Below are 12,354 nucleotides of genomic sequence, written 5' to 3'. Positions count from 1 at the left end.
TCGACAGTATCACCGCTGAGGGCACGCCTATCGCCTCGTCGATTCCTGAGAACGCTTTCGAGGATTGACACTGTGGTCTCGATTTATTGTTACGGGCAGCTGATACGCTACGCCGTGACGCTCGACCGCCTTGATCTGCGAGCGGCGGGACCCTCGCTTGTTCGAACTTGCAGCTACCAGTGAACTCTGGAAGGCCTTGGATAGCACCACGACGACCGGTAATCGCCGGAGTACTAATTCATCGGTCGACTCCTCGGCAGGGACCGCTGTCGCTCCTGCTACCGGCTACGTCTGTGAGTATTCATCGACCCACTCCTGAAGCGTAATCCCCATCGTGGACTGTGTAATCGCGTTCGAGGACGCGGAGTTTGCACTTTTGACGAGTTCGGCTTCCAACGTCCGTGTCGGGATCTCGCCGATAAAGTGGGGAATCGCCCGCTGGACAGCCAGTGGACACCCGACCTCGTGAGCAAGTGCATAGCCTGACAGAGAGTGTGGGACTTCTTCGCTTGCATACTTGGGCTCTGGATCGATTAGCATCTCGTCCTCGACAAAGTCGACGTACTCATAGCACTTTCCGACATCGTGCAGTAACGTCGCCGCCACGATGACGTCGATATCGGGGTCTGCACCGTGGAACTCCCGTTGTTCGATAGCAGTTTCTCGTGCGATTCTGGTGACACCGCGGACGTGCCTGACGTTGTTCACTTCGTGGATGTTCCAGGCGTAGGGAACATCTGTGATGTCGCGCCAGCCACCCCGATCAAGTGCGAGTGTCCACGCCTCGATGACTTCGCTGCGGAGATCGTCCGACGTGATGTAGTCGAGTTCCGGGAACGCCTGCGTGACCTGCGCCTCGTAGTCAGGCATACTACCCCTCGTCCTTGACGAGCTGTTCCTGGCCAATAAACCGGGGGCGCTCGTCGATAGCCAAGAAGTTATCTACATCCTCGCGGGCCGCTTTCGCTTTCCCTCTGTCGGGAGCGTAATCTCGGGACCCCTCGCTGCCGAGCGCGTCGTATAGCTTCTCGAGGTCGTCAAAGTAGAGCTCAGCGACACCGTCGAACTCGGCGTTTTCGGGATCAGTGGGGATGACCGTATTGTACTTGACGACGCCCTCGATTTCGCGGGCAATTGGAGTGTGGTTGGTCTGCCAGTAGTCGATGAACTCCTCGTGTGTCATGTCGTCCTGTCGGACGAGAAACGCCGAGTGCTTGTAGAGGCCATCAGTGTCACCGCCAACCTCGTCTTTCTGGACGATCTCTTCACCGATGATACGCGGCCGTTCCTCGACAGCAAGGAAGTTATTCACGTCCTCGCGGGCCTCTGTGGCGACCTCTTTCGTTGGGTCATAGTCCCGGGAGCCGGGACTGCCAAGCGCCTCGTGCAGATCGTCAAGTGTCTCGAAGTACAGCTCTGCTAGCCCATCGAATTCAGCGTGTGCTGGCTCTGTTGGAAGGACCTGCTGGTAGCGGACGACGCCCTCGATATCCTTCGCGATTGGCGTGTGGTTGGTCTGCCAGTAGTCGACGAACTCCTCGTGAGACATGCCGCTCTGTCTGACTAACAGGGCTACGTGCTTGTACATCATCAACATGTTTCTGACCTATGAGTATAAAAGCTAACGCTGTCAACTGTCAGAAAACTTGGGTCAGTAAAGATTAATGTATCCGTGACGCCGAAGACTGAATCGATATGGAGGCAGTCAATCCCGCTACGGGCGAGCGGCTACACGTGTACGAGCCTGATGATGATGACACAGTCGAGCGAAAGCTAGACCGTGCCACGTCGACGTTTGAGGAATGGCGTGACGTTCCGTTGCGCGAACGAGAGCAGTTACTTGTAAACGCCGGTGAGGTTCTACGGGAGAACAAACAGCGGTACGCTGAACTGATGACCCGGGAGATGGGTAAACCAATCACGCAAGCCATCGCTGAAGTGGAAAAGTGTGCCTGGGCGTGTGACCATTACGCCGAATACGCACACAAGTATCTCTCCGATGAACACCACCCCAGTCCGCCGGGAACGGAAGTAAAGACGGTCCACGACCCGCTCGGGCCAGTGCTTGCAGTGATGCCCTGGAACTATCCGTTCTGGCAGGTCATTCGCTTTGCCGCGCCCTATCTCACTGCTGGGAACGTGGGCCTCCTCAAACACGCCTCAAACGTCCCCGGGTGTGCGCTCGCGCTCGAAGAAGTGTTTGCCGAAGCGGGGTATCCCGAGGGCGCGTTCCAAACGCTGCTGGTCGGATCAAGTGATGTCGACGGCATTCTCGCAGACGACCGTGTCCGCGCGGCGACGCTGACCGGAAGTGGCCCGGCTGGCCGTGCCGTCGCCGAAACGGCCGGCAAGCATCTGAAAAAGACCGTGCTGGAACTGGGTGGATCTGATCCGTTTATTGTCCTTGATGACGCAGACCTCGACGCGGCCCTCGAGACTGGGGTACAAGCTCGGACACTAAATGGCGGCCAATCCTGTATCGCCGCCAAGCGATTTATCGTTCACACAGATGTCTATGAGGAGTACGTTGACCGGCTCGTCGCTGCCTTCGAAGACCTCACCGTCGGCGATCCGATGTCCGAAGAAACCGATGTCGGCCCGCAGGCCGACCCTGATCTCATGGCCGAACTCCACGAGCAGGTACAGGCCAGCGTCGACGCCGGTGCCACGCTGTTGACTGGGGGCGAGCCGCTTGACCGGACTGGTGCGTTCTACCCGCCGACAGTACTGACTGCTGTCCCCTCAGGGTGCCCCGCTGACACCGAGGAGACGTTTGGACCAGTGGCGACCGTCTATGAGGTCGCCGATGCCGACGAAGCGATCACAGTCGCAAACGACACCCGCTTCGGGCTGGGTGCGAGCCTCTGGACAGCAGACCGGGAACGCGGCCAGCGTCTGGCACGAGACATCTCGGCGGGCTGTGTCTACATCAACGAGATGACCAAATCAGACCCGCGAGTTCCGTTCGGCGGCATCAAAGACGCCGGCTACGGCCGTGAACTCTCGGAGATGGGAATCAAAGAGTTCGTCAACAAAAAGACGGTCTGGACCGAATAACCGTCCGCGGTTACAACTGCACAGTCCGCTATTGCTGCCGCGTTCGGCTCTTGTCTGCTGGCAGCAGCTACGGGAGCCAGCGTTCGCGTGACAGAACAAAGCTTCTTATCTCAAGGGGCGTTATGCGAGTGCATGGAGTTAGCCATACTGGGCGGTACTGGTGATATTGGCGAAGGACTTGCGATGCGGTTTGCCTCCGATACAGAGCATACGATTACGGTCGGCTCACGGGACGCTGCAAAAGCCAGTGAGCGAGCGAGGGCGTACGAAGAGCAGCTTTCTGCTCATGGTATCGAGAGTGCAATCAACGGGGCAGACAACAGTAGTGCCGCGGCGGGTGCAGACGTGGTTATTCTGGCCATTCCACCACATCACGTCGGCGATACAGTTGAAGCACTGACTGCGGATGACGTGCTTTCGGACCAACTGCTTATTAGCCCTGCTGTCGGGATGAGCGGCGACGAGGATGGACTTCACTACCGACCACCGTCGACGGGCAGCGTTACCGAGTTCGTCGCAGAGCGGGCCCCTGATTCGGTTCCAGTCGCGGGCGCGTTCCACAATCTCGCAGCGGACCGGCTGGCGGACCTAGAGGCCACGCTCGATGTGGATACGCTGGTCGTCGCGGACGACCCGGCGGTTAGTGAACGGGTCGTGACGCTGACTGCTGACCTCGCGGGCGTCCGACCGATTCCTGCTGGGCCGCTTTCGAACGCCGCGGAAGTGGAGAGTCTGACGCCACTGCTGATAAACATCGCCCGATACAACGAGGGGATGCACGATGTCGGTGTGACTTTCAACTAAACGCCGGCAACGCCTCCACTCTTCGCCACAGTTCAAATCGTCTCGTCGTGCGGTCAATTGCGCTCTTGCTTTTGTCTGTTGCTGCACAGTCTTGGGCAGGCCCGCAGTTCTGTGCCCTCGTGGACGCTCTGAACGATTCGCCGAACGGCTTTTGGTGACTGGGTTTCCGGGGGTGAGTCGACACACCGGCGTCGACGCGGACGGACCGGCTTGCCAAGTACTGTCCCGACTCCCGTAACGTCCCGGTCGGTTCGTCGTGTCCCTCCTCGATTGTCTTGCGTCGGTCTGACACCGGGACCGTCGACTGTGGCAGTGCGTGGCACCTGTGCAGTTGCCGCAGTCGGGCTACCCGGTCTTGTAGACGCCGCGTGCATCCGCGACCTGTGCACCATCCTCGGCGTACACTTCGACATTGACGACGCCGACGTCACCGCCGTTGCGAACCACGTCCGCTTCCGCTCGGAGATCACCTGTTCCGGCTTCGAGGTAATCGATACGCATATCGATGGTCGGCACCGGCTGTTCGACGAGGGATACGAGAGCGGCCCCACCAACAGTGTCGGCAAGGGTGAACGTCACGCCGCCGTGGGCCATTATCTGCTCCTCGTTCCAGGACAGTTCCTCGCGCATTTCGATGTGGCCTTCGGCGTGCCCGTTATCGACGGTGGTTATCTCGATATCGAGCAGGTCGGCAAACGGCATGTTCTCGAAGAATGCTTCGATGTCCATACTCATCAATTCGGTTCTTCACCTGGGGAAATAAGTATTGGTGTTCCCCGGGTCCGAAACCCACGGGCGACGGTCAGAGAATCGCTTGCCCCCGCCCTGTCGAGACCGTTTCCGGCCGGACTGCGTCTGGCGTCGCAGCAGTCACCGACACGGCGTGTCAGCCCCTATTTGACCATCGGCCGCACCTCTTCACCCAGCCGCCGGATGCACTCGGCCATCTCCTGCGTTCCGGCTCCGGGATGATACGTCCGGAAGATGAAGTGAATGTCATCGCCCAGCGCCTCCCGGTACGTCTCCAGCTCAGCCGCGACCTGTTCTGGTGTCCCGAAGATAGCCTGTTCCTTGAGCTCCTGTTTGCGGTCTTCATCCAGTTCCGCAACCGTCTCGCCGGAGAATATCTCCTCGTACCGGCGCTGGATGTAGAGGTAGCCGTCACGCATCTGCTCCCATGCGTCCTCACGGGAGTCACCGACGAACCCGTGCTGAAGGACATACACCTGGAAATCGCCCTCGATATCCTCGTCGTCACGGACGTTACGGATGTCCTCGACACGCTTGCGGACGCCATCGACTGACAGCGACGACGGGGCGCACCACGCGTCAGCGGTCCGGGCGGCCCGCCGGACGGCAGGCCGCGACGCCCCACCGAGCATGAGCGGAACGTCGTGTGCGGGCTTCGGTGTCACAGTGATGTCCGACGAGATGTTGTGGAACTCCGGGTCGTAAGCAAGCGGCCCGTCAGACCAGGCACCGCGAAGCGTATCAACCGTGTCGGCTAGTCGTTCGGCCCGTTCGTCGTCGGGAATCCCGAAGGCGTCAAACTCGGAGACGTTGGACCCGATTGCCAGGCCGAGCGTCGTTCGGCCACCGGAGATCTGATCCACTGTTGCGATATCTTCGGCGAGCCGGACTGAGTCATACAGCGGCGCGAGTGCGATACAGGACCCGATTTCGATGTTTTCGGTGACTGCAGCTAACGCGCCAAGCGCCGGTGTGACGCCCGACAGATAGTCGTCGTCGAGGAAGTGATGCTCTGAGACCCAGGCGCTATCGAGCCCTGCGTTGTCAATCACCTCACCCAGTTCGAGCATTTCGTCGTAAATCTCGCTGGTTTCGCGGTCGTCGTCCGGGCGCTGCTGACAGGTAAACAGGCCTGTTCCCAGTTGCATAAATTCCTGTTACGGCGCGACCGACTTAATGCTAGTGACGCAGTGGCAACCGAACAGTACATGAGCCCGGCCGCGGTGCTCGCCCGTCAGCTCAGTAGTCGATCCGAGTGATCTCCGAAACGGGCCACTCACTGAGGATTTCCACGCCGTTCTCGCGGACGACAACCATCTCCTCGACGCGGACGCCCTGCCGCTCCGCGGGTTGCATTGTCTCGACAGCCATCGTCATGCCCTCCTCGATTTCGATCGGGTGGTCCGGCGAGAGTCCGCGCCAGATGAGCGGCGTTTCATACAGCTGCAGCCCCAGTCCGTGCGCCCAGTGGTTGGTCGTCATCTGCCAGAACTCGTCTGCGTCGTACCAGTCCATATGCTCGCTGTCCCTGTCGGGGAACCCCTTGCAGATTTCGTCGGTCGTGGCCCCCGGCTTGATCCGTTCGAGGACGTCGTAGAGGTCGTCACGCGCTTTTTCGTAGGCGTCTTTCTGTGCCTGCGTCGGTTCGCCCATGCTGAACGTGCGGTAGTAACAGGAGCGATAGCCGAGATAGCCGATGTTGTAGAAATCTGCGTAGACGAGGTCGTTCGGTCGAATCATTCGGTCTGTCGTGTTCGCCTGGTGTTTCGGCCAGGTGTTCGGACCGGAGGTCACGTACCCGCCCTGGGCCATTGCGCCGTGGCCCCAGAGTTCGCCGACTGCATCGCCCCAGACTTCCGATTCCCGCTTGCCCGGTTTTGCACTCTCTGTAATCTTCTGGAAGCCTGCCTCACAGATTGCAGCGACCTGTCGCAGACACTCGACCTCGTCGCGGGTTTTGATCTTCCGCGCGTCGAGCATGATATCAGTCGCCGCACTGGTGTCGACATCGACGCCGCGGTTTTCGAACTTCTCGATGAGCGTCCCGTTCCCCACGTCGATGCCCATCGGCTCCCGGTCGACGCCGTACTCCTCCATGGCGGTGTACACTGTCTCGGCCATCTTGTCTTTGAGCCAGTCACGCGCGGAGGCGCTGCCTGACGCCCGGGGAACGTTTCCGAGTCCCGGACAGGCATACCGAATGTCATCAAGCCAGGGACAGTTGAACCGCTGGTTTGATGCGTGGTCAGCAGTGTCCCAGTGGACCACGTCGCCGTCTTCGGTCAAGAGCGTGTAGTGGTCTGCCCCGCTCCCCCCGGTCATCGCCAGCCCAGTGACGTACCGAACGTTTGGGTCATTGATCAGCAGCATCGACCCCAGTCCTGAGTCCTGCAGTCGGTCGAGGGCTCGTTCTTTGCGCTCGCGCCGCATCCGCTGAACGTCGATTCGCTCTTCCCAGTCGACGGCCATGGTGCCACGCGTTCCTTCCATGAAGTCGCGCTCGTACATCACCTATGCGTACAGCGAGGTCCCTAATCAAACACTGGGGTCACTCTGGAGCACTGAGCGAAAAACGGGCCAACCCACAAGATGCACTACGCTCCGCCGGCGGGACTCGTGTCTCAGAGCGGTTCGAGGCCGTTCTCGTCCCGGAGTGTGTTGATGTATGACCGGAACCCGGCTTCGAGGCCGTACTCGACCTCGTAGCCGAGGTCGTCCTGCGCAGCAGTCATATCGAGATTCTGAGTCCACGGGAGTTCGCCTTCGTCGGACACATCGAGATCGGCGTCCGGGACGATCTCCCGGACAGCGTTGGCGGCTTCACGAATCGTCGCGAGGACGCCGCGGACGTTGTAGATACGCTGGCTGAGCGATTCCTCGTCGACGAACGTGGCTTTCCGGAACGCCTGTGCGATATCGCGTGCGTGTTGCCAGTCGATCACCTGATCACCGTACTCGACGCTGAACGGTTCGCCGAGTGCCGGCTTTTCGATGATGTTTGCAAGGAATGCCGACCCTCCGGTTTCTCGGTAGGGGCCGTACGCGACTGTCGGACGCAGCCCGACGTGGTCAACGCCGTAGTCCTCGTGGTAGACCCGGGCCTGATGTTCGTTGTACTCTTTGGTCGCGCCATAGAGCGTGTCGGGATAGACGAGTTCGCTCTCGTCGACGTACTCGGCAGCGTAGTTGTGCGGCGGCGCGTACACCGCGGCGCTGGAGGCCCAGGCGACGCGCTCGATCTGGTCGTCGAGGGTACGTGCGGCCTCGAAGACGTTGTTCGTCCCTTTGATGTTGACATCGAGACCGGCCCGCGGGTTGTCCCGTGCTGTGTTCGTCAGGAGTGCTGCAAGGTGAACGATATGTGTCGTCCCGGTCTCTTTGACAGCACGAATCACGTCTGTCGCCTCCGAAACGTCACCGCGCCGGATGGTCACGTCGTCGGCGACACCCAACTCCGAGAGGATATGGTCGTCCGTCGAGAGGTCGTAGGCGACGACGTCGTGGCCGTGTTCGATGAGGTCCTCGACCACATACGAGCCGAGGAAGCCGGTTCCGCCAGTGACGAGCACTGTCGTATCTGTCATTGTTATATCAATGTGTGTTCCGTGGCTGATTTATATTCTTTGCGACACCGTGTCGTGGACCTCATTCGTGGAGCCCGCCGACTTCTTTGTAGAACGACGACTGAAGGGTCTCGACCATCTCTTCGTCACGGTCGATGCGAACGTCGATGACGAACGGGACGTCGGCGCTGGTCCCGTCGGCGAGTGCGTCTTCGAGTTCAGCGGGTGTCACGGCACGCGTCGCTTCAGCGCCGAACGCCTCGGCCGCTTTCACGAAGTCGGTGTCGTGGAACTCGACGCCAGCGATGTCACCGTCTTCGTGTTGCATCTGCCGAACCATCCCCAGGCTGGTGTCGTTGAGGACGACGAACGTGGGCGCGACGTCGTTCTCGACGGCCGTCTCCACACTGGTCATTGTCATCGTGAAGCCACCGTCGCCGGCGACGGCGATGACATCCTTCTCTGTCGTGATGGCGGCTGACACTGCTGCCGGCGTTGCCCACCCCATCGCGCCAACGCCACCGCTGCCGTAGTAGGTCCCGGTGTCCGGTGTCTGGAGGTAGTTCAGCAACCAGAACCGGTTGTTGCCGGAGTCGGCGGTCACAATCGTTTCCGAATCAACGACAGCCTCGATTTCTTTGACCGCACGCTGTGGCTTGATCGGCGACGCATCTGACTCGCATCTGGGGGCGTAAAACGACTCCTGCGCTGCGGCCGCACGGTCGCGTGCCCAGTCGTTTCCAGCACTCTCTGGGAGGTTCGCCGCCAGGTCGTCGAGACTCTGTGCGGCATCACCGATGAGTGCAACATCTGCGGGATAGACCCAGCCAGCGTTGCGTGTGTCGATATCAGCATGGATGATGGTCTGTTCGTCGGGCCGGATGAACTCCGGGGACTGCCAGTTCGTATCCATCGGGTTCATCCGACAGCCCACGACGAGAAGGACGTCTGCTTCGCTGACGACCTGATTTGCCCCTTCGTGCCCGAATGAGCCGATAACGCCTGCAGCCAGTTCGTGGGTTTCGGGGAACGTCGACTTGCCCAGATAGGAGGTAGTGACGACGGCATCAGTCGCTTCTGCCACAGTTTCGAGGTGGTCGTAGGCGTCGGCGGCGTGAACGCCGTTGCCGGAGATGATGACCGGCCGCTCGGCGTCGGTAAGTGCGGCAATCGCCGTCTCGACATCCTCGCCGGTAGGTCGCGAGTCCCAGTTTTGCACCTGATCGTGGCCGTCCCAGACCGGCGGAATCGGATCTTCGGGCACCTCCTCGGTGACGGCGTCGCCGTCGAGGATTATCGCTGTTGGGCCGGGCCGGCCGGCTGTCGCGTGTTTGAACGCGAGCTGGAGGCTCCGTACCGTCTCCGTCGGAGAGCGCGGGAACCAGTTTTCTTTGGTGTAGGCATCGAGCGCTGACGGAAGGTCAAGCCCACCGTAGTCACCGCGGGCCTGCTGGTACGGCGCAAGCGTGGAATAGTCGCCGCGCTCGCTGGCCTCGGTAATAACGACCATCGGTGACGAAGCGAGCTTTCCTTCCATCTGGCCGATTGCACCGAGGCTCCCGATCCAGGGTCCCTGTCCCGCGAGGACCCCGGGATTGCCGGTAAGTCGGCCGTGCATCTCGGCCATGACGCTGGCTTCGCGCTCATCGCGTGGTCGGACCATCTCGACGTCGGCGTCCGGTACGTGATCGAGAATCTCGATAGCACGACCACCGGGGTATCCGAAGACGTACTCGACGCCTTGCTCGTCCAGTTCTTCGACAAGGCGCTTTCCTGTTTCAGTCATGAGTAGTACATTTGGGTGTCATTCTCGATTGGTGCGCTACGTCCCACTGTGGGTAACTCCCAAGATATAGAGTTTGGGGTGCAACGTTGCAGCAGTCATGAGTGGGGAGCCGGACACTCGGGGTCATTCGAAACCAGCTGGCTTGTTACGTTGTTCAAGTAATTCGATCAGCCAGCAGTACCGGAATCTCACACAATCAGTCACTTTGTGGCCTGTGCTTCCCGTTTCTCTCTAAAAGCGGTGTTCTGCTAACTTGGACAGAATATATTTCAACATATATGATATAGAGTTATCGAGCGTACACGGACAAATTGTATTAATCGCCGGGAACGCGGTTCTACGTTCGATTGAATCCGTTGCGTCGGACGCCTGTCTCCCATATCGCTGGACACAGCCATCGGCTGATTACAGCGGTACTGTTGTAACAGCACCCACCCGACAATCATGGACAGTGTTACAAGCATATGTGTGTAACAATATGGGCACGTAGACTCTTTCTGTACTCTCACCACAGATTGATTATATAGGTCAACGAACTGTCTTTGCCCGGGGTAGAGCCACTCGTTCTTCGAGGTCACAGCGAACGTGGTTGCTTGTCTGTTCTACTAGTTCGAACCCGTACACACTACAAGATGTTTATATACCGGACCCGCCCGGACGGTCCCCTATCCGAGCGGGGATGACAGGAAATCGCCGATCCGAGACTGAGCACCGATACGAGAAGCGTTCTGCACGCCCGGTATAGAGCGCAGTCAACCGCAAGTGATTGCACGGAAGGATCAGAATCCGTGTCACGAGTATCCGTGCCAGTGAGGGTCAGAATCACACTGTAGAGGACATGAACTGTGTGTGACACCTGCCTCCGACACCGTTCGTAAGGTTCGAACGAGTATCGACGCTGACGCGCCACGGACATGACAGTATGGAAAAGGCGGTACTTCAGACGAGAGCTTTCCGAGTATCTGTACGCTTGGTACCAGACAGAATCGTCCGCGGCCCGTCCAATACAGTAGCCACTCGGAACAGCCCGAGCGCTGTCTGTGCCTGACTCAGCCCCTCGCAAGGCCCGTTTCTTCTCTGGGCAGAACTGCTACGGCTCATAATAACGTTTATCACGAAAGATTGTGTCATGGGGAGTGTTGCGATGCACGACACAGTCAGCCGTCGAACTGTCATGAAGAGCATTGGTGCCGCAGGCGCTGTCGGCCTTGCAGGCTGTTCGGCAGATGGTGGTGGCAGCGAGAACACCATCAGCATGGGTATCCTAATGGGAGTAACAGGCGGTCTGTCCGAGGTGGGTCCTGCGATTCGGGATGCAGCAGAACTAGCTGTAAAGCAGGTCCAGGACGCGGACAACGGGTTCTCAGTCGATACGCAGTTCGAGAATACGGAGACCAAACCGAGCCGAGGCGTGAGTGGCGCAGAAGCTCTGATAAACGGCGGGTATCCGATGATTTGTGGGGGGCTAGCGTCGTCAGTGACACTGCAGGTCGCCGAGAACGTCGCGATTCCAAATCAGGCGGTGATGTGCTCACCATCGGCGACGTCGCCTGATGTCGCCTCGCTCGAAGACAACGATTTTGTGTACCGAACGCCGCCGACAGACAAGCTACAGGGGTCGCTGCTGGCACAGATAGCGGCCGAACGGCGTGAGAAAGAGAGTGCAGCTATCCTCTTTCTCAACAACGCGTACGGGAACGGTCTGTCGAACGGATTCACCAAGACGTTTGAGTCGGAGTACGGTGGTGAGGTTCTAAATCAGGTCTCGTACTCGGCGGGTCGATCCTCATACACATCACAGTTGCAAAACGCCCTTGACGGTGACCCGGAGACGCTCGTGATTATTGGCTACCCCGAGAGCGGGACCAAGATCTTCCGGAACTTCTACGAGAACTTCAACAGAGCGGACATGGACATTCTGGTCCCGGACGGCCTCAGGGCCGATGACTTACCCGGGAACGTGGGACACGATATGACAAACGTCCGCGGGACCAATCCGTCATCGGCCGGTCCAGGGATCGAGTACTTCAGATCGGCATACGAGGAGGAGTATGGCTCTGCACCGGGGCCGTTCAATCAGCAGTCGTTTGATGCGGCGGCAGTCCTCATGCTGGCACGCGCGGCAGCGGGTGAAGATGATGGGACTGCAATCCGCGATCAAATGCGAGCGGTCACAGACTCTGGTGGCGAAGCGGTCGGACCTGAAAATCTGGGCGCTGGTGTTTCACTGGCGGCCGACGGGAACGAAATCAATTATCAGGGCGTCTCAGGCCCAGTCGAGTTCGACGAGAATGGTGACCTCGCCAGCGCCGTGTACAACTACTTCAGGTACACAGCGAACGGCACAGAGAACATCGAGCAGGTCGAAGTGTAACGAGAACACCATTGGGCTTT

10 protein-coding genes are annotated in these 12,354 nt (G+C 59.4%); 3 read left to right on the top strand and 7 right to left on the bottom strand.

The annotated features are described in order from the left end of the window. Positions 1-285: 285 nt before the first annotated feature. Complete coding sequence (locus C437_RS13015; RefSeq protein ID WP_004517427.1) at positions 286-870, bottom strand: HD domain-containing protein; 585 nt, start codon at positions 868-870, stop codon at positions 286-288. A gap of 1 nt (position 871) precedes the next feature. Then, positions 872-1,591, bottom strand: coding sequence for an EthD domain-containing protein (locus C437_RS13010; RefSeq protein WP_170832141.1), 720 nt, complete (start codon positions 1,589-1,591; stop codon positions 872-874). 104 nt (positions 1,592-1,695) lie between these two features. Here C437_RS13010 and C437_RS13005 point away from each other — a divergent pair, with 104 nt between their 5' ends. Together C437_RS13005 and npdG are read left to right on the top strand one after the other, a co-directional pair. Then, positions 1,696-3,057 carry an NAD-dependent succinate-semialdehyde dehydrogenase gene (locus tag C437_RS13005; RefSeq protein ID WP_004517425.1) on the top strand — a complete coding sequence of 454 codons (1,362 nt, stop codon included), beginning with the start codon at positions 1,696-1,698 and terminating at the stop codon, positions 3,055-3,057. A 132-nt stretch (positions 3,058-3,189) separates the two neighbouring features. After that, positions 3,190-3,861 (top strand): NADPH-dependent F420 reductase, encoded by a 672-nt coding sequence (gene npdG / locus C437_RS13000; RefSeq protein ID WP_004517424.1) that lies wholly within the window; start codon positions 3,190-3,192, stop codon positions 3,859-3,861. Positions 3,862-4,206: 345 nt separating this feature from the next. Here the strand turns inward: npdG and C437_RS12995 are convergent, their stop codons facing one another. From C437_RS12995 to C437_RS12975, 5 genes are all read right to left on the bottom strand, one after another. After that, positions 4,207-4,590, bottom strand: coding sequence for a PaaI family thioesterase (locus C437_RS12995; RefSeq protein ID WP_004517423.1), 384 nt, complete (start codon positions 4,588-4,590; stop codon positions 4,207-4,209). 164 nt (positions 4,591-4,754) lie between these two features. After that, positions 4,755-5,759, bottom strand: coding sequence for an LLM class flavin-dependent oxidoreductase (locus C437_RS12990; RefSeq protein ID WP_004517422.1), 1,005 nt, complete (start codon positions 5,757-5,759; stop codon positions 4,755-4,757). A gap of 91 nt (positions 5,760-5,850) precedes the next feature. Further along, positions 5,851-7,119 (bottom strand): M24 family metallopeptidase, encoded by a 1,269-nt coding sequence (locus C437_RS12985; RefSeq protein ID WP_004517421.1) that lies wholly within the window; start codon positions 7,117-7,119, stop codon positions 5,851-5,853. A gap of 113 nt (positions 7,120-7,232) precedes the next feature. Beyond that, positions 7,233-8,195: an NAD-dependent epimerase/dehydratase family protein gene (locus C437_RS12980; protein ID WP_004517420.1), complete on the bottom strand. Its 963-nt coding sequence runs from the start codon at positions 8,193-8,195 to the stop codon at positions 7,233-7,235. Positions 8,196-8,256: 61 nt separating this feature from the next. Next, entirely contained in the window at positions 8,257-9,960 is a 1,704-nt protein-coding gene (locus C437_RS12975; protein WP_004517419.1) for a thiamine pyrophosphate-binding protein, read from the bottom strand. A 1,174-nt stretch (positions 9,961-11,134) separates the two neighbouring features. Here C437_RS12975 and C437_RS12970 point away from each other — a divergent pair. Next, the gene (locus C437_RS12970; RefSeq protein WP_049919799.1) at positions 11,135-12,334 is read left to right on the top strand and encodes an ABC transporter substrate-binding protein; all 1,200 of its coding nucleotides are present in this window, start codon (positions 11,135-11,137) and stop codon (positions 12,332-12,334) included. Positions 12,335-12,354 lie beyond the last annotated feature (20 nt).

The organism is Haloarcula vallismortis ATCC 29715 (assembly GCF_000337775.1).
In the GTDB taxonomy this organism is placed as follows: domain Archaea; phylum Halobacteriota; class Halobacteria; order Halobacteriales; family Haloarculaceae; genus Haloarcula; species Haloarcula vallismortis.
Note: the sequence above shows the minus strand (reverse complement) of the source record. Positions and strands in the feature narration are given on the sequence as shown.

Excerpts from the sequence above, each read along its gene's own strand:
- C437_RS13015 (WP_004517427.1), bottom strand. The coding sequence starts at position 870 with ATGCCTGACTACGAGGCGCAGGTCACGCAGGCGTTCCCGGAACTCGAC.
- C437_RS13010 (WP_170832141.1), bottom strand. The coding sequence starts at position 1,591 with ATGATGTACAAGCACGTAGCCCTGTTAGTCAGACAGAGCGGCATGTCT.
- C437_RS13005 (WP_004517425.1), top strand. The coding sequence starts at position 1,696 with ATGGAGGCAGTCAATCCCGCTACGGGCGAGCGGCTACACGTGTACGAG.
- npdG (WP_004517424.1), top strand. The coding sequence starts at position 3,190 with ATGGAGTTAGCCATACTGGGCGGTACTGGTGATATTGGCGAAGGACTT.
- C437_RS12995 (WP_004517423.1), bottom strand. The coding sequence starts at position 4,590 with ATGGACATCGAAGCATTCTTCGAGAACATGCCGTTTGCCGACCTGCTC.
- C437_RS12990 (WP_004517422.1), bottom strand. The coding sequence starts at position 5,759 with ATGCAACTGGGAACAGGCCTGTTTACCTGTCAGCAGCGCCCGGACGAC.
- C437_RS12985 (WP_004517421.1), bottom strand. The coding sequence starts at position 7,119 with ATGTACGAGCGCGACTTCATGGAAGGAACGCGTGGCACCATGGCCGTC.
- C437_RS12980 (WP_004517420.1), bottom strand. The coding sequence starts at position 8,195 with ATGACAGATACGACAGTGCTCGTCACTGGCGGAACCGGCTTCCTCGGC.
- C437_RS12975 (WP_004517419.1), bottom strand. The coding sequence starts at position 9,960 with ATGACTGAAACAGGAAAGCGCCTTGTCGAAGAACTGGACGAGCAAGGC.
- C437_RS12970 (WP_049919799.1), top strand. The coding sequence starts at position 11,135 with ATGAAGAGCATTGGTGCCGCAGGCGCTGTCGGCCTTGCAGGCTGTTCG.